At 71.4% G+C, this 24,595-nt stretch carries 18 protein-coding genes; 8 read left to right on the top strand and 10 right to left on the bottom strand.

Annotated features, from left to right (window positions below):
- Nucleotides 1-51: 51 nt before the first annotated feature.
- Both V6U89_RS07570 and V6U89_RS07565 read right to left on the bottom strand, forming a co-directional pair.
- Nucleotides 52-1,131, bottom strand: coding sequence for an inositol-3-phosphate synthase (locus V6U89_RS07570; RefSeq protein WP_334569959.1), 1,080 nt, complete (start codon nucleotides 1,129-1,131; stop codon nucleotides 52-54).
- Nucleotides 1,132-1,154: 23 nt separating this feature from the next.
- A complete protein-coding gene (locus V6U89_RS07565) occupies nucleotides 1,155-1,793 on the bottom strand; it encodes a PadR family transcriptional regulator (protein ID WP_210773984.1) in 639 nt (212 codons plus the stop codon).
- 175 nt (nucleotides 1,794-1,968) lie between these two features.
- Here V6U89_RS07565 and V6U89_RS07560 point away from each other — a divergent pair, with 175 nt between their 5' ends.
- From V6U89_RS07560 to V6U89_RS07550, 3 genes are all read left to right on the top strand, one after another.
- Nucleotides 1,969-2,427 carry a DUF5318 domain-containing protein gene (locus tag V6U89_RS07560; protein WP_334569958.1) on the top strand — a complete coding sequence of 153 codons (459 nt, stop codon included), beginning with the start codon at nucleotides 1,969-1,971 and terminating at the stop codon, nucleotides 2,425-2,427.
- 197 nt (nucleotides 2,428-2,624) lie between these two features.
- Complete coding sequence (locus V6U89_RS07555; protein WP_334569957.1) at nucleotides 2,625-5,387, top strand: transglycosylase domain-containing protein; 2,763 nt, start codon at nucleotides 2,625-2,627, stop codon at nucleotides 5,385-5,387.
- 131 nt (nucleotides 5,388-5,518) lie between these two features.
- Complete coding sequence (locus V6U89_RS07550) at nucleotides 5,519-7,027, top strand: glycosyltransferase family 87 protein (RefSeq protein WP_334569956.1); 1,509 nt, start codon at nucleotides 5,519-5,521, stop codon at nucleotides 7,025-7,027.
- A gap of 123 nt (nucleotides 7,028-7,150) precedes the next feature.
- Here the strand turns inward: V6U89_RS07550 and V6U89_RS07545 are convergent, their stop codons facing one another.
- A complete protein-coding gene (locus V6U89_RS07545; RefSeq protein ID WP_334569955.1) occupies nucleotides 7,151-9,334 on the bottom strand; it encodes a hypothetical protein in 2,184 nt (727 codons plus the stop codon).
- 5 nt (nucleotides 9,335-9,339) lie between these two features.
- Nucleotides 9,340-10,122 (bottom strand): deoxyribonuclease IV, encoded by a 783-nt coding sequence (locus tag V6U89_RS07540; protein ID WP_334569954.1) that lies wholly within the window; start codon nucleotides 10,120-10,122, stop codon nucleotides 9,340-9,342.
- Nucleotides 10,123-10,762: 640 nt separating this feature from the next.
- Here V6U89_RS07540 and rpsF point away from each other — a divergent pair.
- From rpsF to rplI, 4 genes are all read left to right on the top strand, one after another.
- Nucleotides 10,763-11,053: a 30S ribosomal protein S6 gene (rpsF, locus tag V6U89_RS07535; protein WP_120328341.1), complete on the top strand. Its 291-nt coding sequence runs from the start codon at nucleotides 10,763-10,765 to the stop codon at nucleotides 11,051-11,053.
- Nucleotides 11,054-11,133: 80 nt separating this feature from the next.
- A complete protein-coding gene (locus V6U89_RS07530; RefSeq protein ID WP_179802407.1) occupies nucleotides 11,134-11,670 on the top strand; it encodes a single-stranded DNA-binding protein in 537 nt (178 codons plus the stop codon).
- 41 nt (nucleotides 11,671-11,711) lie between these two features.
- A complete protein-coding gene (rpsR, locus tag V6U89_RS07525) occupies nucleotides 11,712-11,951 on the top strand; it encodes a 30S ribosomal protein S18 (RefSeq protein WP_007073789.1) in 240 nt (79 codons plus the stop codon).
- 14 nt (nucleotides 11,952-11,965) lie between these two features.
- The gene (gene rplI / locus V6U89_RS07520; protein ID WP_334569953.1) at nucleotides 11,966-12,412 is read left to right on the top strand and encodes a 50S ribosomal protein L9; all 447 of its coding nucleotides are present in this window, start codon (nucleotides 11,966-11,968) and stop codon (nucleotides 12,410-12,412) included.
- 81 nt (nucleotides 12,413-12,493) lie between these two features.
- Here rplI and V6U89_RS07515 read toward each other — a convergent pair whose 3' ends face one another.
- Nucleotides 12,494-14,038: a hypothetical protein gene (locus V6U89_RS07515; RefSeq protein WP_334569951.1), complete on the bottom strand. Its 1,545-nt coding sequence runs from the start codon at nucleotides 14,036-14,038 to the stop codon at nucleotides 12,494-12,496.
- Between the two features lie 413 nt (nucleotides 14,039-14,451).
- Here V6U89_RS07515 and V6U89_RS07510 point away from each other — a divergent pair, with 413 nt between their 5' ends.
- The gene (locus V6U89_RS07510) at nucleotides 14,452-18,531 is read left to right on the top strand and encodes a replicative DNA helicase (protein ID WP_334570144.1); all 4,080 of its coding nucleotides are present in this window, start codon (nucleotides 14,452-14,454) and stop codon (nucleotides 18,529-18,531) included.
- Between the two features lie 12 nt (nucleotides 18,532-18,543).
- On the opposite strand, the gene V6U89_RS07505 is transcribed toward V6U89_RS07510, so the two are convergent.
- From V6U89_RS07505 to V6U89_RS07485, 5 genes are all read right to left on the bottom strand, one after another.
- A complete protein-coding gene (locus V6U89_RS07505; protein WP_334569950.1) occupies nucleotides 18,544-19,227 on the bottom strand; it encodes a maleylpyruvate isomerase N-terminal domain-containing protein in 684 nt (227 codons plus the stop codon).
- Between the two features lie 76 nt (nucleotides 19,228-19,303).
- Nucleotides 19,304-19,717 (bottom strand): TFIIB-type zinc ribbon-containing protein, encoded by a 414-nt coding sequence (locus V6U89_RS07500; RefSeq protein ID WP_334569948.1) that lies wholly within the window; start codon nucleotides 19,715-19,717, stop codon nucleotides 19,304-19,306.
- A 29-nt stretch (nucleotides 19,718-19,746) separates the two neighbouring features.
- Nucleotides 19,747-20,382, bottom strand: coding sequence for a phosphoribosyltransferase (locus V6U89_RS07495; protein WP_154941091.1), 636 nt, complete (start codon nucleotides 20,380-20,382; stop codon nucleotides 19,747-19,749).
- 10 nt (nucleotides 20,383-20,392) lie between these two features.
- Complete coding sequence (locus V6U89_RS07490; protein WP_334569946.1) at nucleotides 20,393-21,688, bottom strand: glycosyltransferase 87 family protein; 1,296 nt, start codon at nucleotides 21,686-21,688, stop codon at nucleotides 20,393-20,395.
- Nucleotides 21,685-24,204 carry a putative bifunctional diguanylate cyclase/phosphodiesterase gene (locus V6U89_RS07485; RefSeq protein WP_334569945.1) on the bottom strand — a complete coding sequence of 840 codons (2,520 nt, stop codon included), beginning with the start codon at nucleotides 24,202-24,204 and terminating at the stop codon, nucleotides 21,685-21,687. The genes V6U89_RS07490 and V6U89_RS07485 overlap by 4 nt, the downstream gene beginning before the upstream one ends.
- Nucleotides 24,205-24,595: the final 391 nt, after the last annotated feature.

Below are 24,595 nucleotides of genomic sequence, written 5' to 3'. Positions count from 1 at the left end.
AGGGCCGGATCCGTTTGGACCCGGCCCTCGGTCGTGCTGCTGGTCAGCGCGTCAGCGCTCGACCTCGCCCTTGATGAAGGACTCGACGGCGGCGTGCGCGTCGTGGTCGGCGTACTGCACCGGCGGGGACTTCATGAAGTACGACGAGGCGGACAGGATCGGGCCGCCGATCTTGCGGTCCAGGGCGATCTTCGCGGCGCGGACGGCGTCGATGATCACACCGGCGGAGTTCGGCGAGTCCCACACCTCGAGCTTGAGCTCGGCGTTGAGCGGGGTGTCACCGAAGGAGCGGCCCTCCAGGCGGATGTAGGCCCACTTGCGGTCGTCGAGCCACGGCACGTGGTCCGACGGGCCGATGTGCACGTCGCTCTTGCTCATCTCGTGCGGGATCTGCGACGTGACCGACTGGGTCTTCGAGATCTTCTTCGACACCAGGCGGTTGCGCTCCAGCATGTTCATGAAGTCCATGTTGCCGCCGAAGTTGAGCTGGTACGTGCGCAGCAGCTCCACCCCGCGGTCCTCGAACAGCTTCGCCAGCGCCCGGTGCACGATGGTCGCGCCGACCTGGCTCTTGATGTCGTCACCGACGATCGGCAGGCCCGCGTCCTCGAACTTCTTGGCCCACTCGGGGTCGGAGGCGATGAAGACCGGCAGGGCGTTGACGAACGCGCAACCGGCGTCGATCGCGGCCTGGGCGTAGAACTTGTCGGCCTGCTCCGAGCCCACCGGCAGGTAGGAGACGACCACGTCGACCTGCGCGTCGCGCAGCGCCTTGGCCACGTCGACCGGCTCGGCGTCGGACTCCTCGACGATCTCGCGGTAGTACTGGCCCAGGCCGTCGAAGGTCGGGCCGCGCTGCACGGTGACGCCGGTCGGCGGCACGTCGCACAGCTTGATGGTGTTGTTCTCGCTGGCCACGATCGCCTCGGCGAGGTCCATGCCCACCTTCTTGGCGTCCACGTCGAACGCCGCGACAAACTCCACGTCCGAGACGTGGTAGTCGCCGAAGGTGACGTGCATGAGACCCGGGACGCGGTCGTTCGGGTCGGCGTTCCGGTAGTACTCCACGCCCTGTACGAGGGACGAGGCGCAGTTACCCACACCGACGATGGCGACGCGGACGGAGCCCATAGCGTCTGCCTCCTTCTTCTTCATCACGGCCGCTCTTTCCTGGACTCTCCAGGCGGAGGCGGGCTGTTGTTGTCTCGTCGGCCGCCGGCCGTCCCGGGTTTCGGGACCGTCGGGGCACGGCCGGAGCGCTCGTTGGCGATGAGCTCCTCCAGCCAGCGGACCTCGCGCTCACAGGCGTCGAGCCCATGGCGTTGCAGTTCCAGGGTGTACGCGTCGAGGCGCTCGGCCGCCCGGCCCAGCACGTCGCGAAGACCTTCGCGGCGCTCCTCGATCGTGCGTCGGCGACCCTCCAGGATCCGGAGTCGGGTCGCCTGGTCGGTCCGGGCGAAGAACGCGAAGTGCACACCGAAGCCCGTGTCGTCGTACGTCTCGGGCCCGGCCTGCGCGATCAGCTGGGCGAAGCGTTCCTTGCCTTCCGCGGTGATTTTGTAGACCACCCGACCTCGTCGGCTGGTCAGCGCGGGAACCTCCTCGGCGGTCGCGGGTGTCTCGGCGGCTTCGGTGATCCAGCCCGCCGCCTGCAGCCGGCGCAGGGTCGGGTAGAGCGAGCCGTAGCTGATCGCCGCCCGAATGGCCCCCAGCTTGGCCGCGAGCTCCTTGCGGAGCTCGTAGCCGTGCATCGGGGCCTCCTGCAGGAGGCCGAGGATGGCGAGCTCGAGCACGGGTGCCATCCTTCCTACCCCGGCACAGGGCCGTTAACCGCCTCGATGTATCGGACCGATACATCGCACGTTAGTACCTCACCAACGATCAGGGCAAACCCCCGCTCCGGGGTGTTCTTGTCACTCATCGTGACGGTGGTCGCCCCGCCCGGCCGGACCGCGTACCCTTCACCGCATGCGTACGCAGCGCCAGGTGGTGGACTACTCGCTGAAGAAGCGGGCGGTGCTGCGTGAACTCCTCGCCGGGCGGGTCGGTACGTACGACGTCTGCGACGCCTCGCCGTACCTGAAGAACGCCGCCCGGTTCCACGGAGAGCCGACCGAGGAGCGCTGCCCGATCTGTCGGAGCGAGAACCTCATCCACGTCCACTACATTTACGGGGACGAACTCAAGCAGTCCGCCGGCCAGGCGCGCACGTTGGCCGAGTTGCCCGTGCTGGCGATGACGCTGCGTGAGTTCCAGGTCTTCGTGGTGGAGGTGTGCCTCGGCTGTGACTGGAACCATCTCGTCGAGCAGTTCCTGCTCGGCCGGGACGGGCTGGCCGAGGGCGGGTCGGAGCAGGGCGCGGTGGGCGGCGTGACCGCCCCCGGGGCCGGTCCGGCGCGAGAGCGAAGGCGAGAGGCGCAACGGTGAACCTGGCTGGACCGGTCGCTACCGGTGCCGTCGACGACGGACACCCCGCCCGGCAGCTCGACGGCCCGATTGGTCCGAATAGTACGTATCCGACGGCGTCGCTCCGCTCGTATCGCGAGCGAGCGTCACGTGTGTCAACTCACGGCAACCCGGTGGTGGCGCCCCCGCGTCCCACCGCGACCGGCAGGGTGTGAGGAATGAACTCGTACGGCGATCCCAGTTCCCCGCGTGCGCGGGCCCAGGTACCGGGCTCGAACGGTGAGCCCGCCGCGGCTCCGGCCGGCCGGGCCTCGGTCGGCGGCGCGCCCGCCGGCCGGGCCTCGGCGTCGGTGCCGCCACGCGCGGCGGGAGCGGCCGGTTCGGCCTCGGTCGGGCGCGCGGGCGCGGGACGGGCCTCCGTGCCGGTCTCCCCGGCGCCCGGCGGCCGGGCCGGCGCGGGACGGGCGTCCGTTCCGGTGTCCCCGGCCCCCGGCCAGGCCGGCCGCGCCTCGGTGGGTGTCGGCTCCGCCGGGCGGGCGAGCGTCGGATCGGCCGCCGTCGGCGGCCGGGCGGCGGTGGCCCGTGCGGGCGTGGCGCCGGTCTCCGGCGGTGGCCCCGGCGGACCGGGCGGCCCGAACGGCCCGGGACGCGGTGGCCGCGGTGGCGGACCCGGCCCCGGCGATCCGGACGCGGTGGCCCGGGCGAAGAAGCGCAGGCGGGTCAACATGCTGATCGCGGGCTTCGCGGTCTTCATCATGCTCGCCGGCATCGGCGTGATCGGGTTCACCTACTACTCGACCAACGTGGTGCTGCCCAACCAGATCAACCTGCCGTTGGCCACCACCATCTACGCCGCCGACAACAAGACGCCCATCGCCAAGGTGGGTGAGCAGAACCGGACCTTCGTCTCGATCAACCAGATCCCGCAGCACATGCGGGACGCGGTGGCCGCCGCCGAGGACAAGAACTTCTACCGCCACTCCGGCGTGGACTACAAGGGCATCGCCCGGGCCGCCTGGAACAACCTCAGCGGCGGTGACAAGCAGGGCGCCTCGACGATCACCCAGCAGTACGCCCGCAACGCGTACGAGAACCTCCAGGACGACTCGTACGCCCGGAAGGTGAAGGAGGCGATCGTCGCCTCCAAGCTCAATGATCAGTTCACCAAGGAACAGATCATGGAGCACTACCTGAACACCATCTACTTCGGCCGGAACGCGTACGGCATCGAGGCGGCAGCGCAGGCCTACTTCGGCAAGTCCGTCTCGAAGGTCGACGTGGCGGAGGCCGCCGTGCTGGCGGCGCTGATCAAGCAGCCGGAGCCCAGCCCCACCCACAAGGGGTACGACCCGGCGGTCAACCCGACCGACGCCAAGATCCGGTGGGAATACGTCATCAACAACATGGCCAGCGAGGGGTGGGTCGGCTCGCCGAACCACCCGCCGCGTCCCGCCGGTTACCCGACCAAGACGTTGAAGAGCCCGAAGCAGTCGAGTGCCGGCATCCAGTTCGGGGTCAACAACCCGATCGGCAACGTCATCAACTACCTCGTGCCCGAGATGCGGGAGAAGAAGCTCTGCACCGACAACGAGGCCGAGGCGACGGATCGCAAACCGCTCTGCTCGACCATGCTGAAGCAGGGCGGGTACCGGATCCGGACCACCATCGACATGAAGGTCCAGAATGCGATCACCAGCGCCGCCCAGCGCAGCACCAAGGGCTCGGAGCTGGACGGGGCCCGGAAGAACCTGATGGCGGCGGTGGTGTCGATCGACCCGCGTAACGGCCGGGTGCTCGGCTACTACGGCGGTGACGACGGCACGGGCACCGACTACGCCGGCAAGAACACCGACGCGAGCGGCAACGTCACCGGTGGGCACTCGCCGGGTTCAAGCTTCAAGATCTACACCTTGGCGGCGGCGATCGAAGCGGGCAAGTCCGTCGAGTCGCGCTGGAAGGGCAAGGCCTTCACCCCCGACGGCGTGAAGTTCCGGGTCAGCAACGCCGGCACCGACAACCCCAGCTGCGGTGACTCCTGCACGCTGCGGGAATCGACCCTGAAGTCGCTGAACGTGCCCTTCTACCACGTCAGCCTCGACATCGGGCCGGACAAGATCGTCGGGATGGCCAAGAAGGCCGGCGTCAGCATGATGTGGCAGACCAACACCAGCCCGCCGAAGGGGCACGACCTCACCAAGGAAGACCCCAAGGACCTGGCGCCGGACCCCTTCTACCACGTGGTCGCCTACGGTCAGTACCCGATCACCGTGCTCGACCACGCCAACGGCATCGCCACCTTCGCCAACAAGGGCGTCTACAACAAGGCCCACTTCCTGGTCTCGGCGGAGAAGCAGAACAAGGACACCGGCAAGTGGGAGAAGCTCGGCGGCGAGCAGCTCAAGCCGCAGAAGCGGATCGACCCCAACGTGGTCGCCGACGTCACCAACGTGCTCGAGGACTACCCGGCCAAGATCAATCACACGCTGGACGGCGGCCGCAAGGCGACCGCCAAGACCGGTACGTGGGAGCTCAAGGAGGGCACCAACGAGAACGGTGACGCCTGGACGGTCGGCTACACCCCGCAGCTCGCCACCGCCGTCTGGGTGGGCAACAAGGGCAAGCGGGAGGCCATCAAGATGAAGGACGGCCGGAACATCAGCGGTGCCCTCATGCCCGGTGACATCTGGGAGCGGGTGATGGACGAGTCGCTCAAGGGCGAGGAGAAGTTGGACTTCCCGCCGGCCGCGAACGTCGGCGACAAGGAAGCGGGCAACGGCACCCCGCCGCCGCCCCCGCCGCTGCCGGAGAACCCCGGGCAGGGGCAGGACTGCGGACCGCTCGGCCTGTTCTGCCCGCAGGACCCCAACGGCGGCGGCAACCAGGGCCCGGACACGCCGACCGACCCCCGCGGACCCGGTGGCGGCAACGGCGGCAACGGCGGCGGTCTGCTGCCGACCCTGTCGCCCCGCCTCCGGGAGTAACCACCCGTGACACCGCCGACGGCGGCCGGACCCCCGGGTCCGGCCGCCGTCGCCTTTCCACGAGCTGATTTTCCGGTTGTGGCGCTGCGGGACGGGACGGCGACCCCGGACGTACGGCAGGATGCCTCTCCATGAGCACCCAGTCGACGGCCGGCCTCGACGACGCCGGGACCAGCGACCACCCGTCCCGGTCGGACGGTTTCGTCCGAGGCGCCTCCGAGCTGATCGGCGGTCCGCTCGGCGACCACGCGGTCGCGCTGGACCGGCCCGCCGGCCGGGAAGGGCACTTCTGGACCGCCGCGCGGATCGTCCTCGCGCTGGCCTGCCTCACCCTGGCGTTGCACTGGGTGCAGAAGTCGCCCTGCCAGGACGGCGCCTGGCAGAACAACGTGCAGTACACCCGGCTCTGCTACACCGACGTGCTCGCCCTCTACTACGCCGAGGGACTCAACGAGGGCAAGGTCCCCTACCGGGACCACCCGGTCGAGTACCCCGTGCTCACCGGCTACTTCATGGGCGCGCTCGGCCTGCCGGTGCACAGCCTCGGCGCCGACGACCCGCAGCTCAACCAGGGCCAGTGGTTCTACAACCTCAACGCGCTGACGCTCAGCGCGCTGGCCGTCGCCACCGTCGCGGTGATCCTCGCCCTGCGCCGCCGACGACCCTGGGACGCCGCGCTCTTCGCGCTGGCCCCGGCGCTGCTGCTCACCGCCACGGTCAACTGGGACTTCCTCGCCATCGGGCTGGCCGCCTTCGGCCTGGCCGCGTGGGCCCGCCGCCGACCCGCGCTCGCCGGGCTGCTGCTCGGCCTCGGCGGCGCCGCCAAACTGTGGCCGCTGTTCCTGTTCTGGCCCATCCTGCTGCTCGCGTTGCGGGCCGCCCGGGTGCGCGCCGCGCTGACCGCCATCGGCACCGCGGTGGTGGTGCTGCTGGCGGTCAACCTGCCGGTGGCGATTCCCTACCGGGAGAACTGGTACCGCTTCTTCGAACTGAACGACACCCGGCCCATCGACTGGGGCACGCTCTGGTATATCGGGCGGTACTTCGACGGCAAGGTGAACACCGGTGTGGCCGGCGACCAGGGGCCGTTCCAGTGGTTGAACGCGCACATCCCGACGCTCAACACCCTGTCGTACGCCCTGTTCATCCTGGCCTGCCTCGGCGTGGCCGCGCTGGCGCTGCTGGCCCCCCGCCGGCCCCGGCTGGCCCAGCTCGCCTTCCTGGTGGTCGCCGCGTTCCTGATCTTCAGCAAGGTCTGGTCGCAGCAGTTCGTGCTCTGGCTGCTGCCGCTGGCGGTACTGGCCCGCCCCCGCTGGGGCGCCTTCCTCGCCTGGCAGCTCGCCGAGGTCTGCTACTTCGCCGCCTTCTACGGCGAGCTGCTCGGCGCGGCGACCAGCCGGCCGGTCTTCCCCGAGGGCGTGTTCGTGCTGGCCTCGACGCTCCGGCTGGGCACGGTCGTGCTGCTCTGCGTGCTGGTGATCCGGGACATCCTGCACCCGGAACGCGACGCGGTGCGGCGCACCTACGCCGACGACCCGGACGGCGGCGTCCTCGACGGCGCCCCCGACACCCCCTGGCTGGCCGACCGCCACACCGCCGCCCGCTCTCCGCAGCCTCTTTCGACCACCGTCCCCACCTGACGACGCGCAAGTCCAAGACGGCCTCGGCTAGTCAGGTTTTGCGGGGGAGCCCCCGGCGCAGGGATCAAGCCTGACCGCCCGGAGTCGGTCGGGCTCCCCCGCAACACCCACCCCGTGCCGCGCTCAGAGACGGAACACCACGGCGTCGCCGACCTCCTCGCGGGTGATGCCGAGCTGGTCGACCGGCGCGTTGACGGTGACCTCCCACGGGGTGCCGACGATCTGGTCGCGCAGCAGCACCACGTTGCGGACGCCGAGCGTGCGCAGGTAGTCGACGCTGGTCTGGTCGGGGAAGGCCAGCGTCACCCGGCGCACGTCGTCGAGCTGGGTGGGGGTGAAGCCACTGCCGCCGTTGACCAGGTCCGGGAAGGTGCTGGTGGACCAGAGCATCACCGGCTGGTCGAGGTTCTGGCTGCTCGGCAGCACCAGCATCGGGCCGTCCACGGTCCGCATCGCCACCGGCTGCTCCGGGACCACCGGGTGCGGAGTGACGTTCAACCCCTCCGCCAGGACCAGCAGCACCGGAACCACCACGGCCACCCGCAGCCACGGCGACGGCCGGTAGGGGCCCCGCTCGGCGGCGATCTCGCCGACCCGGTCGGCGAAGGCGCTCACCGCGCCGGCCGCGAGCACGCCGAGCAGCAGCGTCGTCCAGAGCATCATCCGGCCCGGGGTGCGCAGCCCGTTCCAGCCCGGGAGGTGCTCGAAGAGCAGGCCGTAGGTGAAGGTGCCGTCGAAGAACCGGGTGCCCATGGCCAGCACCATGGTGACCAGCACCCCGGCGAGCAGCAGCAGCCGCTGCCGCACCTTCCAGACCGAAAAGAACAGGCCCCCCGCGGCCAGCGCGTAGAGCACGAAGCCGGGCAGCAGCGTCATCTCGGGGTGCCAGGGCAGCGTCGCGCGCGCCGCCTCGTGCAGCTCGCCCCAGACCCGGGACTCCGCCGGGGCGGTGAAGAAGCCCAGCGCCGGCGGCGAGTAGACCCCGATGTCGCCGAGCGTGCGCGCCGCGTTGGGGTGCAGCTCCGCGACCTTGAAGTACGGGATGGCCAGCAGCGCGCCCACGCCGGCGAAGATCAGCCCGCCGACCAGGTCCGCGACGAGCAGTCGGGTGCCGAACGGACGCTTCACCGGCCGGACCACCCAGCGCCGCAGGAACCAGGTCGTGGCCGCGACCAGCACGATGCCGGCCAGGACGTACCCGAACGGCAGGCCGATCCCGAAGCCCAGGCTGAGCTGCCAGGCCGCCACCAGCCAGCCGGTGTACGTCCAGCCCTCGTGCCGCCGTTCCGGGCGGTAGCCGTACCGCAGCGACCAGCCGTGACCCCGGGCCAGCATGGCCAGCGCCAGCGGGATACCGCCGTTGGAGACGATGTGCAGATGCCCCGCCTGGGCGAGCAGCCACGGCGCGTACGTGTAGCTGACCCCGGCCACCGCGGCCCCCGCGCGGCCCGCTCCCAGCTGCCGGGCCAGCGCGTACGCCCCGAGCGTGGCCAGCGCGTGAGCCAGCACGAACATGATGTTGTAGCGGAGCACGGCCGCCTCGGGGCCGGTGCCGATCATGCCGGCCGGGGCGTAGCCGAGCAGCATGTCGGAGAAGGCGAAGCTCCACTGCTCCGGGAAGAACGTGTTGGAGTGGAACAACTGGCCCGGCTCGGTCCGCAGGGCGTGCCCCGACCAGGCCATCTGCCAGGCCTGCAGGCTCGGGTCCCAGTAGTCCTGCGGCAGCGTGTAGAGCGGGTAGCGCAGCGTCGGCCAGGTCATGCCGACGGCGAGCGCCAGCGCGGCCAGGGTGGCCAGCGTCCACTCGTGGGCCAGGAGCCGACCGACGACGCGCGCCGCGCGGCGGGGACGCCCCGGCACCGGGTCGGGCGCCGGAGCGAACGCCGACCAGCGGTCCCGCGGCTCTCCCTCGCGGTCCTTCTTCTCGTCGCCGTCGCTCCCGGCCCTGGCGTCGGGGGCGTCGTGCTTCCCGGTCTCGCCGACGGTGGCCTTCGCGGTGTCCGCGGCTCTGGCGTCGGTGGTGCCGGCTCTTCCGGTGTCGCCGGTGGTGGCCCCGGCGGTGTCCGTGGTCGCGGCTGTGGCGCCGGCGGCGCCGTCTTTTCCGTCGTTGCCGGTGGTGGCCTTCGCGGTGTCCGTGGTCGTGGACTTCTTCGCGTCGGTGGCGTCGTCCGTTCCCGAGCTCTTCGTGGTGGCCGTCGTGTCGGGGGCGGCGTCCTGTCCGGTGGTGCCCGCGGGCGTGTTGCCCTGCTCGTCGGGCCGGTCGGTCTGCCCGGTCGGCTGGGCGCCGCCGGTCGCGTTCGTGGTCATCCGGGTCAGGCCCCCGTGCCGAGCTTGTCCCGCAGGAAGGCGATGTCCGCCCCCTGACCCTTGGCCCCGCCGGGCGTCTCCACGATCACCGGCGCGCCGGCGGCGCGGATCACCGCGACCACCAGGTCCGGGTCGATGGTGCCGCCGTCGAGGTTGTCGTGCCGGTCCTGCCCGGAGTTGAAAGCGCCCTTGGAGTTGTTGGCGTGGACCAGGTCGATCCGACCGGTGATCGCCTTGACCCGGTCGACCAGGTCGAGCAGTTCCTCGCCGCCCGCGTACGCGTGGCAGGTGTCCAGGCAGAAGCCGACCTCGTGGTCGCCGACGGCGTCCCAGAGCCGGGCCAGCGCGTCGAGCCGCCGGGCGCAGGCGTTGTCACCGCCGGCGGTGTTCTCGATCAGCACCGGCACCGGGAAGCCGCCGGAGTCCGCCGCGTACGCGAAGGTCTTGCGCCAGTTGTCGAAGCCGACGGCGAGGTCGTCGCCGGCGTTGACGTGCCCGCCGTGCACGATCAGCCCCTTGGCGCCGATCTCCGCCGCCGCGGCCGCGTGCCCGAGCAGCAGCTTGCGGCTGGGAATCCGGATCCGGTTGTTCAGGGTGGCCACGTTGATCACGTACGGGGCGTGGACGTAGAGGTCCACCTCGGCGGCGCGCAGGCGGGCCGCGTCCTCGCGGGGTTTCGGGGCCTTCCAACCCTGCGGGTCGGAGAGGAAGAACTGCACCGCCTCGGCGGAACGGGCGGCCGCCTCCGCCAACGGGTCGGCCTGGTCGACGTGGGCTCCGATACGCATGCAGGCGAGCCTACGTCGCATCCCCGACGCCCGGGGTGACGGAGGCGGGGAGTCGGGGCACCGGATGCGGCCCGCTCGCGTCACCGTCGGGCCGGGCGTTCGTTGACTCGGGTGGGATCGATGCCGGGCTCTTCCGGCCCGTAGGGCCAGGGGCATCGCGGTCGATCCCGGTGCGGGGTCACCCCCGTCGTGCGGCCCGGCACGTCGGGGGCGGGACCCGCCCGACCCGGTCCACCGACCACCGACAGGAAGCTCGGACTAATAGTGGTATTTCCACCAACTAGTGACGAGAGCCGTTGTACGGTCGGATAACAACAGGAAAGAGCTCCGCGGGGCGTCCTCGATCCAACCTCATCGGTGTGGTCGTTCCTCCCCAGGTCCCACCCAAGGAATGCGGATGGGACGCCCCGCGGTCCATGTGGACAGGGGTCCGCCACCGGCCTTCGGGCATCGGGGCGGGCCCCTGTCACCGCGCCCGGCCGGCTGGTCCGACCTGCCCGGGCATGATCGTCCGGACCGGGTATCCTGGTGCGGTTGTCCGCGTCCGGCCGGGTTCCCCCGACCCCGGAGCGGGCAGCGACGCACGACCTCCTGCCACGGAAGGACCGTGGCCGCATAGCCCACAGGAGGTGAGCACGTCTTGCGTCATTACGAAGTCATGGTGATCCTCGACCCCAGCCTCGAGGAGCGCACCGTCGCCCCGTCGCTCGACACGTACCTGAACGTGATTCGGACCGCGGGTGGCTCGGTGGAGAAGACCGACGTGTGGGGCCGCCGGCGCCTCGCGTACGAGATCAACAAGAAGGCCGAAGGCATCTACGCCGTCATCGACCTGCAGGCGACGCCGGAGGCGGTGGCCGAGCTGGACCGTCAGCTGCGGCTCAACGAGTCCGTGCTGCGCACCAAGGTCATCCGGCCGGAGATGCGCTAAGCATTCAAATCCCGGTTCGCCCGGATCAGCCTCATCGCCACTGTCGCACGGCTCTGAGAGCCTGTACGGCAGAACGATGAGTGCGCGAGGAGATGGTCATGGCAGGAGACACCACCATCACGGTCATCGGCAACCTGACCGATGACCCCGAGTTGCGGTTCACCCCGTCCGGTGCGGCGGTCGCCAAGTTCCGGGTCGCTTCGACGCCCCGGTTCATGGACAAGGCCTCCGGCGAGTGGAAGGACGGCGAGCCGCTCTTCCTGGCCTGCACCGTGTGGCGGCAGGCGGCGGAGCACGTCGCCGAGTCGCTCCAGCGGGGCGCCCGCGTGATCGTCTCGGGTCGGCTGCGTCAGCGGTCGTACGAGACCCGCGAGGGTGAGAAGCGCACCGTCATCGAGCTCGAGGTCGACGAGATCGGCCCGTCGCTGCGCTACGCCACGGCGAAGGTGCAGAAGATGTCGCGCTCGGGTGGCGGCGGCGGTGGCTTCGGTTCTGGTGGCGGTGGTGGCCAGGGTGGCGGCGGAGGCAACTTCGACGACCCCTGGGCTTCGGCCGCGCCGTCTCCGTCGCGCTCCGGTTCGGGCGGCGGAAACTTCGACGAGGAGCCCCCGTTCTAATGGCGCCGAGCGCCCGCGATCGCAAACCAGGAGCACGAGCAATGGCCAAGGCTGCGGCACTTCGCAAGCCGAAGAAGAAGGTGAACCCGCTCGACAAGGACGGGATCACCTACATCGACTACAAGGACACCGCGCTGCTGCGCAAGTTCATCTCCGACCGCGGCAAGATCCGCGCTCGGCGGGTGACCGGCGTGACCTCGCAGCAGCAGCGGCAGATCGCCCGTGCGGTCAAGAACGCCCGTGAGATGGCGCTCCTGCCGTACACCGCCACGGCCCGCTGAGAGGAGGCACCGACATGAAGATCATCCTGACCCAGGAAGTTTCCGGTCTCGGTGCCCCCGGCGACATCGTCGAGGTCAAGAACGGCTACGGCCGTAACTACCTGCTGCCGCAGGGCTTCGCGATCAGCTGGACCAAGGGTGCGGAGAAGCAGGTCACGGTCATCAAGCGGGCCCGCTCGGCCCGCGAGATCCGCGACCTGGGCCACGCCAACGAGGTCAAGGACCAGCTCGAAGGTCTGAAGGTCACCCTGAAGGCCCGCGCCGGTGACGGTGGCCGGCTCTTCGGCTCGGTCACCCCGGCCGAGATCGTCGACGCCGTCAAGGCGGCCGGCGGCCCGGCCCTCGACCGCCGTCGGCTGGAGCTGCCCGGTCACATCAAGTCGACCGGCTCCTACCCGGTGCGGATCAAGCTGCACCCCGAGGTGTCCGCCAAGTTCGACCTCAACGTCGTTCAGGGCTGACACCCACCGCACGACGAAAGGGCCCGCACCGGACTCCGGTGCGGGCCCTTTCGCATGTTCTCGTAGCGGCGGGCGGCGGGCTCAGCCGATCGGCTGGCCGGTCACCGCGCTGATCATGACGGTGGACAGGCCCCCGCCGACCACAGCGGCGGCCAACGCCACCGTCGCCGACCGCCAGGTCGTGCCCACCCGGCGCAACAGCCCGGCGACGACGAGGCTGCTCACCAGCGCCAGTCCGAAGCGCGGCGCCCCGGCCACCAACGACGCGAAGGCGTGCGCCCGCGGCGAATCGCAGCCGCCGCCGCTGATGTCCGTCACGCACCCCGCCGGCGCCTGGCCGTTTAGGGTCAGCAGCCACCCGAAGACCAGCGCCGCCGGCACCAGATAGCAGGCGGCGGTGTAGAGCAGCGGACGCAGCGGACCACCCGGATCCGGGTCCAGCAGGTCGTCCTCCAGGCGGCGGTTCCACACCCCGCCACCGACCGAATCGATCCGGTCACGCCACGACGGGGCGGCGACCGGCGCGGCCGGCTCCACCCGACGGCGGGGAGACGGGCGCGGTCGCGGCGCGGTGTAGGCGATCGCCGGCGACCGGGGCGCCGACGAGGGCGGGTCCATCCACCGCGGATCGTCCCCGGCCAGCCGCGTGCCCGACCAGAACCCGTCCGGCTGCTCCGGCCACGACCAACCCTCACCGGTCACCGGCTCCGCCGACCGGGGTGGCTCGGTACGGTCCCAGCGGCTGACGTCGGTGCGGTCCTCCCACCGGCTCGGCTCCTCGTACCGGTCCCGTCGGGCCAGGTCGCCACGGTCCCACTGGCCGGTGTCGGTGAACCGGTCCCACTGGCCGGTGCTGTCGCCCTGATCCCACCGGGCGGCCCCACCGGCGGCGCCCCAGCGGTCCTCGGGGCCCGAGCGCTGCCAGGCGTGCACCCCGGAGGCGTCCCACGGGTCCACCGCCGGCCGGTATTCCGGTTCCGGCTCCACCACCGGCTCGGTACGGCTCCACGGGTCGACGGCCGGGCGGGACCAGGCGTCGGCCGAGGCACGCCGGCTGCGCCGGGTCGGCCGCTCCACCTCCCGCGCGGCCGCGCCCGACTCCTCGTCGGACTCCTCGACACCCGACCAGATCACCTGGGGACGGCGCGACGCCGATCGACGTGGCCGGGGCGTCGGCACGGCCCCGGATACCGGCTCGTCCTCCACGGAGTCGGCGCGCCGGCTGCCGACGTACCCCTGGTCCTGCGGACGGTCGAAGGTCCACTCCCGAGTGTGGTCGGACTCGGCCGTGGCGCCGATCGCCCGGGGCTCGCCCCAGCTGCGCTCGCTGCGCCGCCCGCCCCCGGAGATCGGACGGTCGTCGTACTCGTCGTCGTCCGGCGCGGCGTGCCGGCCCCGGCCGTCGGCGTGCGCGATGCCCGACTCCACGGCCCAACGCGGCAGGTAGGCGTCGACCGGCTCCTGCTGACCGCGTTCGGCGGCCCGCCGTCGGCTGGGGGTGCGGTAGCCCTCGGCCGCGGACCGGTATGGATCGGCCGGGACAGCCTCACCGAAGTCGTCCCACGGGGCGACCGGCTGACGCTCGCGCGGGCTGCCCTCCCCGCGCTCCCAGTCCCGGTAACTCACGGCCGGAGCGTGACCCTTCTCAACCGAAAGCGCAATCCGCTGTCCAGGTGTAGCCGTTCCCAGCAGATAGTACGGGAAATCCGAACCCAAAGCCTTACCGGAAAATACCCGTCCACAGGGTGGGGATGATGTTTCCGCAGGTCAGAGCCGACCGGCCCAGAATTCCCCACCGGTTTTCCACAACCTGTGCACACGCTGCGCACACGCTCGTCCACTCCATCCACAGGTTGTCCCGAGGCTCGTCCACCGGCCTGGTTGGGGTCTGACCTCGGGTTCCGTATCGTGGGGCACCGACCGGTCGCGCGATCGCCCCCGATCGACCGGCCGGGTCGATCGGAAGTTGTCGCACCCGGCCGGTAGAGCTGGTATCGACCCGACGCAGTGGAGGGGGATCCGTGTCGGTCACCGACGACATGCGGGCGGAGCCCCGGGCTGGCGGGCAGCCGCCCGCCCCCGCGCAGCGCGACGGGCAGTTCGACAAGACCCCACCCCAGGACGTCGCCGCGGAGCAGTGCGTCCTCGGCGGCATGCTGCTGTCCAAGGACGCCATCGCCGACGTCGTCGAGATCCTCAAGACGAACGACTTCTACCGGCCGGTGCACGCCACCATCTTCGACGCGATCCTCGACATCTACGGCCGGGGCGAGCCGGCCGACCCGATCACCGTCGCGGCGGCCCTGGCCGACTCCGGTGACCTGGCCCGGGTGGGCGGCGCGCCCTACCTGCACACCCTCATCGCCAGCGTGCCCACCGCCGCCAACGCGGCGTACTACGCCCGGATCGTCGGCGAGCGGGCGGTGCTGCGCCGGCTGGTCGAGGCCGGCACCCGCATCGTGCAGCTCGGCTACGGCACCGCCAACGGCGGCAGCCGGGACGTCGACGACATCGTCGACCTCGCCCAGCAGGCCGTCTACGAGGTGACCGAGCGCCGGGTCAGCGAGGACTTCGCGGTGCTGGCCGACATGCTCCAGCCGACGCTCGACGAGATCGAGGCGGTCGGGGCGCAGGGCGGGGTGATGACCGGCGTGCCGACCGGCTTCACCGACCTGGACCGGCTGCTCAACGGCCTGCACCCGGGGCAGCTCATCATCGTGGCCGGCCGGCCCGGTCTGGGCAAGGCGCTCGCCCTGGACACCCCGCTGCCGACCCCGGACGGCTGGACCACCATGGGCGAGGTCCAGGTCGGCGATCAGTTGGTCGCCGCCGACGGGCGGCCGACGACGATCACCGCCGCCTTCGACGTCCGGTACGACCGTCCCTGTTACGAGGTCGAGTTCTCCGACGGCAGCGTCATCGTGGCCGACGCCGAGCACCTGTGGAAGACCACCACCCGGGCCAGCCGCCGTCAGCCCCAGTCGCGACTCCGGTCGCACTGGCCGCAGTCGTCCCTGGCGAAGGTCCGGGCGGCGGAGGCGGCCGCCGGTGCCCAGCCTCGGCGACTGGTCACCCTCGCGCAGACCCTCGAACTGGTCGGTCCCGAGTTCAAGAACGTGCTGCACACCGTCGCGCATGAGGTCGGCGCGAACGGCCGGGTCAGCCGACCGGTCACCCGGGCGGGCAACACCCGGAACTGGACGGCGCCGGGCTACCCCGCCGGCCCGCTCCTGACCGGGCCGCGGGAGCGCGCCGAACGCCCGGTCAACGCCGGTGCCCGGGTCCGGCACGACGGTGTCGTCACCACCGCCGAGATCGCGGCGACGTTGCGTACCGGTGGGGACGGCCGGCTCAACCACGCCGTCGAGAACGCCGCTCCGTTGCAGCTGCCGGAGCGGGAGCTGCCGATCCCGCCGTACACGCTCGGGGTCTGGCTGGGGGACGGGCACTCCGACGCGAGCCGCTTCACCACCGCCGATCCGGAGCTGGTCGAGCACGTCGTGCGGGACGGGTTCGTCGTGCGCCCGAGCGGCCCGCTGGTTTACACCATCGTGCTCCCTGAGGTGCCCGCTCCGGCCGACCGGCGCTGCGTCGACTGCGGCTCGTCCACTCGGGCGCTGCGGGAGAATCCGTCGACGCGGCGGTGCGCCGAGTGCCACGGGCGGCACGGATCGTTCCGCGCGCTGCTCGGGGCTCTCGGGGTGTCGCCGGAGAAGCACATCCCGCAGGAGTACCTGCGGGCGTCGGAGGCCCAGCGACGCGCCCTGCTCGCCGGCCTGATGGACACCGACGGGACGGTCGCCCCCAGCGGCAACCTGCAGTACACCTCGACCTCGAAGCGGCTGGCGGAGGGCGTCCGCGAGCTGATCGTGAGCCTCGGATACCGCTGCACGGTCAACGAGAAGCCGGTACGCGGCCGCAGCCCCGCGTCGTCCATCGGGTACACGCTGAACTTCTCCACGCCCGACACGGTCTTCCGGTTGGAGCGGAAGCGGTCCGCCCACGCCGCACGACGCCGGACGTCGTCGGATGTCCGGACCACCTCCCGTTACATCGTGGACGTCCGGCCGGTGCCCAGCGTGCCGGTCCGCTGCGTGACCGTGGACAACCCGGAACATCTCTACCTGGCGGGCCGGGCGATGATCCCGACGCACAACAGCACCGCCAGCATGGACTTCGCCCGAAACGCGGCCATCCGCGCCAACCAGGCGGCGGCGATCTTCTCGCTGGAAATGAGCAAGGTCGAGATCGTCATGCGACTGCTCTCGGCCGAGGCGCGGGTCCCGCTGCACGTGCTGCGCAGCGGCCAACTCTCCGACGACGACTGGACCAAGCTGGCCCGCTGCATGGGCGAGATCAGCGAGGCCCCGCTCTTCGTCGACGACACGCCGAGCATGAACCTGATGGAGATCCGGGCGAAGGCGCGCCGGCTCAAGCAGAAGCACGACCTCAAGATGATCGTGGTCGACTATCTCCAGCTGATGACCTCACCGAAGCGGACCGAGAGCCGCCAGCAGGAGGTCGCGGACCTCTCCCGTGGCCTGAAGCTGCTGGCCAAGGAGGTCGAGTGCCCGGTGATCGCGGTGAGCCAGCTGAACCGTGGCCCGGAACAGCGCACCGACAAGCGGCCCCAGCTGTCCGACCTGCGTGAGTCGGGCTGCCTCACCGCCGACACCAGGCTCATCCGCGCCGACAACAACTCCGAAGTCACGCTGGGTGAGCTGCTGGAGGCGGGGGCGAGGGAGATTCCGGTCTGGGCGCTCGACGAGAACCTCCGATACGCCCCGCGCACGATGACCCACGTCTTCCCCAGTGGCAACCGGGAAGTCTTCCGCCTGACCCTGGCCTCCGGAAAGCGGATCGACGCGACAGCCAACCATCCCTTCCTGACCTTCGCGGGTTGGATGCCGCTGGGTGAGCTGACGCCGGGAGCCCGTCTCGCCACGCCCAGGCACGTGCCGCCGCCCCTGGCCATCCGGCCCTGGGTTGAGGCCGAGGTGGTGCTGCTGGCGCACCTGCTCGGCGACGGCTCATTCGTGCGACGTCAGCCGATCCGTTACGCCAGTCGGGACGAGGAGAACCTGCAGGCTGTCGCGGAGGCCGCAAAGCACTTCGGTATCACCGCCGTTCGCGACGACTACGCGGCCGCCCGGGTCACCACGCTCCGGCTGCCCGCCCCCTACCGGCTGGCTCGCGGTCGGCGTAATCCGATCGCCGAGTGGCTGGACGGCCTCGGCCTGTTCGGCCTGAGGTCGCATGAGAAGTTCCTCCCCCAGTCGCTCTTCAGCCTGCCCAAGGAACAGGTGACCCTCTTCCTCCGGCACCTGTGGGCGACTGACTGCTCGGTCTGTCTGAACAAGTCGGGCCAGGGTGGTCGGGTCTACTACTCCTCGACCAGTCGTCGGATGCTCGAGGACGTCTCCCGTCTGTTGCTCCGGTACGGCATCACGGCTCGGCTCAAGGTGGTGCCCGTGGCGCGTCATCGGCCTCAATACACCCTCGACATCTCGGGGCGGGACGACCAGCTGCGGTTCCTCCGCGAGATCGGAGTGCACGGTGAGCGGGCTCACAATTGTGTGCAGCTGCTCGCCTCGCTGGAGTCGATGGAGAGCAACACGAACGTCGACACCGTGCCGACCGAGGTGTGGACCAGGGTTCGCGAGATCCTGGTTGAGCAGGGCATGAGTCACCGCGATTTCGCGAAGGCCCTCGGCACCCAGTTCTGTGGAAGCACGCTGTGGAAGCGCGCACCGAGCCGGTCGAGGCTCGCCAAGATCGCCGCCGTCCTGGATGCCGCCGACCTCGATCTGCACGCTACCAACGACATCTTCTGGGACGAGGTCGTCTCGATCGAGTCCCTAGGGCAGCAGGACGTCTTCGACGCGACCGTGCTCGGGACCCATAACTTCATCGCCAACGGCATCGCCACCCACAACTCGATCGAGCAGGATGCCGACGTCGTCATCCTGCTGCACCGCGACGACTACTACGACAAGGAGTCGCCCCGCGCCGGGGAAGCGGACTTTATTGTCGCCAAGCACAGAAACGGGCCCACCGACAGCATCACCGTCGCCGCCCAGCTGCACCTCTCCCGCTTCGTCGACATGGCGATCGTCTGACCGTCGCCGCGTTCAGCCGAGCAGCGGGAACCAGCCGGCGGCCTCGCCCAGCGCAGCGCGGTCCCGGTCGGTGAGCGGCTCGCGGCCGGCGGCCTTGAGCAGGTACGTGGCGTCGTCCCAGTCGCTCGGGCGGACCGCGTCGTCGCTGAGCAGCCCGTCCACCGTGGTCACCGCGACGCGGCAGGCGAGCGGCCCGGGCGACGGCGCGTCGGGCAGATCGAGCACCAGGTCCAGGTGATGGATGACGGCCTCGGTGGTCAGCGTGGCCAGGAAGTCGGGTACGCGCAGGACGTGCCCCTGCGTGCTGACGCAGCCGGCCGGGTCGGCGGCGGTGGCGGCGCGCACGGCGGCGGGGGCGGTGTCGGACCAGAGCCGGACCACTCCGCTGGGGCGGTCGAAGGCGGCGGCGGAACGGCGGGCCCACCAGGCGTGTCGGGCGGCGTCGTCGCCGTCCCCGCCGGGCGGGAAGGAACGCCAGTAGCTGACGTCGTCCACGTCGGGCGGCCCGTCGGCGGGGCTGGCCAGGGCGACCAGGGCGCGCTGGGCGTCGCAGAGCACGTGGAAGAGCAGGTCGGCGACGAGCCAGCCCCGGCAGCGGGTGGGTCGTTGCAGGTCGGCGTCGTCCCGCCCGGCGACCACGGCGGTGATCCCCTCGTACGCCTGAGCGAGCGCCTCGTGCTGCGCGATCGACCTCATGAGGGGGAGCCTGCCACGGGTCGCCCGGATCGGCAGGGCGGAAGGGCCGGGGCGGGTGCCCCGGCCCCGGTGGCGGTCAGCCGAACATCTCGTCGAGGAAGCTCTTGTGCTTCTTGCGCTTGTAGTGCCCGTGGTAGCCGTGGTGCTGCTGCTGGTGCCCGCTGTGGCCGTACGCCGGCTGCGGCGGGTAGGCCGGCGCGTGCGGCGGCGGGGGCGGCACCGCGGGGTAGCCCGGCTGGTGCGGGGGCGGCGGCGGAGGCGGGGCGTACCCGCCGGCGACGTGGCCGGGCTGGGCGGGGCCGTGGCCCGTGGGCTGCCCGGGCGCCGGGGCGGCGTGCTGCTGGTTCCAGTTCGCCTCGGCCTCGAACAGTTTCTCGAGTTCACCGCGGTCGAGGAAGATCCCCCGGCACTCGGTGCACTGGTCGATGACGACTCCGCTGCGCTCGTACTGGCGCATGTCTCCGTGACACTTGGGACAGGTGAGCTGCATCGCTCGACCGTACCCGGTCGACGCGAGGTTCAGGCGGTGGCGATCAGCGCCTCGTTGACCTCGTCGTCGGAGACCTCGTGGAAGTCCTCGTAGTAGGCGCCGACGGCGCCGAACTCCGGCGGGCGCTGGGCGCAGATCACCTGGTCGGCCTCGGCGGCCAGCATCTCGTACGCCTCCTGGGAGCCGACCGGCACCGCGACGACGACCCGGCGGGCGCCGAGGTGGCGGGCGACCTGCACGGCGGCCCGGGCGGTCGCGCCGGTGGCCAGCCCGTCGTCGACGATCACGGCGGTCCGGCCGGTGAGGTCCAGCGGTGGCCGGCCGGCCCGGTAGCGGGCCTCCCGGCGTTCCAGTTCGGCCTGTTCCCGGCGCTGCACGTCGGCGACGTCGTCGGGGCCGAGCCGGGCGGCGACGACGTCGTTGAGCACCCGGACCCCGCCGGGGCCGAGTGCGCCGAAGGCGACCTCGGGCGCCCAGGGCATGCCGAGCTTGCGGACCACCAGGACGTCCAGGGGCGCGCCGAGCCGGTCGGCGATCACCCGGGCCACCGGCACGCCGCCCCGGACCAGCCCCAGCACGATGACGTCGGGTTCTCCGACCAGGCCGGTCAGCCGTTCGGCGAGCTGTCGGCCGGCATCCTCACGATCGCGGTAGGTGCTGCTCATGTCCTCAGGTCTACGCCCTGGGGAGGGCCGGTGTCGGCGACTCCGGCGAAACGGTGGTCGGCTGTCCGGCCAATGCGGGTGCCCAGACGAGCAGGGCGAGCGGGTAGAGCAGGTAGCCGAAGCGGGTGGTGGGCATCAGCAGGATCGCCGTCAGCAGGCCGTATCCGCAGATCAGCGCGGTGGCGGTGGCGGTGCCGGGCGGGTGGCGCAGCAGTCGGACGGCGATCGCCACGCCGGCGGCGACGAGCAGCGTCGCGGCGATCACCCGGCCACCGGGCAGCCCGGTCGCGATCAGGTGTCCGGGGAAGGGGGACTGGGCAGGGCTGGTCACCTGCCCGTGGCCGAGCGGGAACCGCAGCACGTTCTCCACCAGCGCGTCCCGGTCGACCAGCACCGCCGGCACCAGGGCGAGCGCCGGCAGGCCGAGCGCGCCGACGGCAACGCGGAGCCCGGCCCGCCGGGTGGCGCCCCAGAAGATCAGGACCAGGGCGACCGGCCAGGCGAAGAGCTTCAACGCGCCGGCGAGCCCGACCGCCACGCCGGCCGCGCCGGGCCGGCCGGCGGCGGCGCACGCCAGCGCCAGCAGGCAGAGCGCGAGTACGGGCAGGTCGTCGCCGCCGGTGGCGAGGGTGAGCGCGCAGATCGGCAGCACGGTCGCGGCCTGTACGCCGCGCAGCACCGTCGCCGGATCGGGGCGGTCGGCCGAGGGGCGGCCGGCGGCGCACAGCGCGACCACCGCGACGGCCAGCGCCAGCGCGGTGACCAGCGCGAACCACACCCGGGAGTCGGTCCACCAGGCGTCCACGCCGGCCCGGGGCAGCCCGAACAGCGCCATTCCCGGCTGGTACGGCGTGTAGCCGAGCAGCCGTTCGTCGGCGGGGAGCGCGGCGATCGCGTCGGGCCCCAGGTAGGGGGTGCCGTGCTCGGCGAGCCGGATGCCGGCGCGCTCGACGACCACCACCTCCTCCTGCGCCCGGTCGGTACGCCCCGACGCCCGCTGGACGCTCTGGATCACCAGCGGCAGCAGGGCGGTGGTCGCCCAGGCCAGCGCGGTGATCGCCGAGCGCGCCGGCATCCCGGCCAGCTCGGGGCGGCGGCCTCGGAGCAGGAGCTGGCCGGCGACCAGCAGCGCGGCGATCAGGTAGCTGACGGCGGCGACGCTCCCCCAGGCCCGGTGCGGTGCCAGGGTGGAGGTGGCGGCGGTGACCGCGGCGAAGGCGGCGGAGACCGCGTAGAGGCCGAGGTCGAGGGCGAGGCCGCCGGCGGTGGAGTCCAGGGCGCGCCAGGTGCGGGAGGCGGCGGTCACGCCGGCAAGTGTGGCAGACCCGCCGGGCGGCTCCGGCCGGGCTGGCGGCGGCCGGGGGTGAGGCGGATGACCGCGCCGGTGTCGTGCAGCGGCGGGACGAGGGTGCCGGGTCGGCCGCCCGAGCCGCGTTGCAGGGCGGCGAGGAGGCTGCCGGACGGCAGCGGACGGGCGAAGAGGTGGCCCTGGCCGGCGGCGCAGCCCAGCTCCCAGAGCGCCCGGCGCTGCGGCTCGCTCTCCACTCCCTCGGCGACGACGGTGAGGTCGAGGCTGCGGCCGAGGTCGAGGGTCGAGCGGATGACGGCCGCGGCCTCCGCCGAGCCTTCCATCGCGGTGACGAAGCTGCGGTCGATCTTCAGCTCGTGCACCGGGATGCGGGAGAGCAGGGAGAGCGAGGAGTAGCCGGTGCCGAAGTCGTCCAGCGACAGCCGGACGCCGGAGTCGCGCAGCCGGCTGAGCACCCGGTCGACCACGTCGAGCTGGCTCAGCGTCAGCGTCTCGGTCAGCTCCAGGACCAGCCGGTCGGGCGGGAGGTCGTGGGCGCGCAGCCGGGCCAGCACCGCGCCGGGGAAGCGGGCGTCGAGCAGACTGCGTGGGGAGACGTTGACCGAGACCGGCAGGTCGAAGCCGGCCGTTCGCCAGCTCACGGCGGCGAGCAGCGCCTGGTCGAGGATCGCCTCGGCGAACGCGGGGAGCAGGCCGGAGCGTTCCACCGCCTCCAGGAAGCGCAGTGGGTCGATCATGCCGTGGGTCGGGTGGTGCCAGCGGGCCAGCGCCTCCGCGCCGGTGACCTCGCCGCTGGCCAGGTCCACGATGGGCTGGAAGTTGACGGTGAACTCGTGGTCGGCCACCGCCCGGGGCAGCTCGCCGCCGAGGGTGAGCCGGCCGAGGTCGGCGGTGTCGCGGGTCGGCGCGTACGTGGAGACCCGCTGACCGGCCCGCTTGGCCTGGTACATCGCCACGTCGGCGCGGCGCAGCAGCTCCGGCATGCCGCCGCTGGCCGGGGCCACGGCGATACCCCCGCTGGCCTCGACGCTGATCCGCATGCCGTCCACGTCCAACGGCTGGTGCAGGGCGCCGATCAGCGCCTCCGCCCGGTGCGCGGCGACCGCCGGAGCGGGCAGCCCGCGCAGCAGTACGGCGAACTCGTCGCCGCCGAGGCGGGCCACCAGGTCCTCGGCCTGCGCGGCGGCCCGTAACCGGTCGGCGACCTGCATGAGCACCTGGTCGCCGGCGGCGTGGCCGAGAGTGTCGTTGACCTCCTTGAAGTGGTTGAGGTCGATCAGCACCAGCGCGGTCACCCCCTCGGCGTGCCGGGTGCTGAGCTGCTCGGTGCCGCGCTCCAGCAGTTGCCGCCGGTTGGCCAGGCCGGTCAGCGCGTCGTGGGTGGCGGCGTGCGCGTGTTCGGCGGCCACCCGGGCCAGCTCGGCGTACGCCTGGGCGTTGCGGACGGCGGTGCACAGCGCCGAGGCGAAGGTGCGCAGCGTGTACTGCTCCCGCTCGGAGAGCTGGACCGGTCCCCGGAAGCGCAGCCGCAGCACCCCCACGTCGGCGCTGCCGTCGGGCCCCTCCAAGGGTGCGGAGACGGCGGAGCCCTGGACGCTGCTCGGGTCCCCGGCGGGCCCGTCGTAACCGATGCCACCTCTGGTACCCCGAACCGCGCGGGGGCCGTCGCGCAGCTCTATCTCGACCTCGTCTGCGGAGAAGAGTTCGGCGGCCTGAGTGACGGCGGTGGTGAGAACCTTGTCCAGGTCGACGACGTTCAGCGCGTCCGTGGTGCGGGCGAGGCGCTGCCAGGCCTGCTGCTCGGTGCGGGCCTTCACCCGGTTGGAGTACAGCAGGTGGAGGCTGAGCATCAGGGGTGGCACGGCGATGAGTAGGCGGCTGTCGCCGCGCAGGATGAGGAACGTCCCGAGGACCACCACCAGTCGGCCCACCGCAAAGGCGAGCCGGAGTTCCCAGTCCTCCCGGAACAGTTCCCGTACCCGTTCACCGGAGGCGATCGCGATGACCGGCAGTGCGACCAGCTCGTCCAGCAGCACCGCGGTCAGATAGGCGACGGACAGCGGCATGATCGTGGCCAGCACGCTCTCTTCGCCCACCTGCCAGCCGCTCGCGTGCAGCACCGCGCCCGCCGCCGTCGCCACCAGCATGTTCTTTCCGACGCCGAAGGCGGCCCGGATGGCGGGGATTCGAGCGAGGGTGGTGACCAGGACGAGGGCGCAGCCCGTGGCGAGGACCACGGTCGAGGTCGGGGCCACGGTGAGGCCGATGACGATTGCCGTCTCGGTCCACGCGATGTCGTGGTTGTTGGCTCTGATCCGGATACGCACCTTGACGGTGAACCCGGCGGCGACCAGCGAGATCAGAGCCAGCCAGGTGGCGGGGCCGACACGGGGTTCGTCATTGGTGAGACGAACGGCGGACACGATGGTGGACACGGCCGCCAGAAAGACGACGAGACCGACTAGCGGCAGCAGCCGCCGATCGGTCCCATCACTCCGTCGTTGTGGAGTCACCCATCGACCTCATTCAGTAACCGATGGTTGTGCACTCCGCAAGTTTACTGCTCTCGACCTGCTTGCAGAACGTTGCTCAGGTCCATTCGTGCGACGTCATCATGACCCCCAGTGCGATTGTTCTCGTTACCAATGGGGGGAGCTTAAGGGACAGTTGCCGCTCTCTTGCACTGATGAATGTCGGTATGCGCGATATCAGCGAACTCACAATGATTTGTGACGTTGTGTCCACGAGCTAAATGCGGAGCGCGTACCTCGTACCCGGTCCTGCAACGGACGACCCGAGTCCTCGCCGGTCACCGGCCTAGCACTGCCGTTTGCGAACTATCTTCAGTCTGGCCTTGCCCGCTTCCAATTCCAACGACGGATCGGATCATCTCCTGTCTGCCGC

Source organism: Micromonospora sp. CPCC 206171 (assembly GCF_036906755.1).
Lineage (GTDB): Bacteria > Actinomycetota > Actinomycetes > Mycobacteriales > Micromonosporaceae > Micromonospora > Micromonospora purpureochromogenes.
This window is presented reverse-complemented; position numbering and strand designations above follow the sequence as displayed.

Excerpts from the sequence above, each read along its gene's own strand:
- V6U89_RS07570 (WP_334569959.1), bottom strand. The coding sequence starts at position 1,131 with ATGGGCTCCGTCCGCGTCGCCATCGTCGGTGTGGGTAACTGCGCCTCG.
- rplI (WP_334569953.1), top strand. The coding sequence starts at position 11,966 with ATGAAGATCATCCTGACCCAGGAAGTTTCCGGTCTCGGTGCCCCCGGC.
- V6U89_RS07555 (WP_334569957.1), top strand. The coding sequence starts at position 2,625 with ATGAACTCGTACGGCGATCCCAGTTCCCCGCGTGCGCGGGCCCAGGTA.
- V6U89_RS07500 (WP_334569948.1), bottom strand. The coding sequence starts at position 19,717 with ATGCAGCTCACCTGTCCCAAGTGTCACGGAGACATGCGCCAGTACGAG.
- V6U89_RS07540 (WP_334569954.1), bottom strand. The coding sequence starts at position 10,122 with ATGCGTATCGGAGCCCACGTCGACCAGGCCGACCCGTTGGCGGAGGCG.
- V6U89_RS07560 (WP_334569958.1), top strand. The coding sequence starts at position 1,969 with ATGCGTACGCAGCGCCAGGTGGTGGACTACTCGCTGAAGAAGCGGGCG.
- V6U89_RS07550 (WP_334569956.1), top strand. The coding sequence starts at position 5,519 with ATGAGCACCCAGTCGACGGCCGGCCTCGACGACGCCGGGACCAGCGAC.
- V6U89_RS07545 (WP_334569955.1), bottom strand. The coding sequence starts at position 9,334 with ATGACCACGAACGCGACCGGCGGCGCCCAGCCGACCGGGCAGACCGAC.
- V6U89_RS07510 (WP_334570144.1), top strand. The coding sequence starts at position 14,452 with ATGCGGGCGGAGCCCCGGGCTGGCGGGCAGCCGCCCGCCCCCGCGCAG.
- V6U89_RS07505 (WP_334569950.1), bottom strand. The coding sequence starts at position 19,227 with ATGAGGTCGATCGCGCAGCACGAGGCGCTCGCTCAGGCGTACGAGGGG.
- V6U89_RS07495 (WP_154941091.1), bottom strand. The coding sequence starts at position 20,382 with ATGAGCAGCACCTACCGCGATCGTGAGGATGCCGGCCGACAGCTCGCC.
- rpsR (WP_007073789.1), top strand. The coding sequence starts at position 11,712 with ATGGCCAAGGCTGCGGCACTTCGCAAGCCGAAGAAGAAGGTGAACCCG.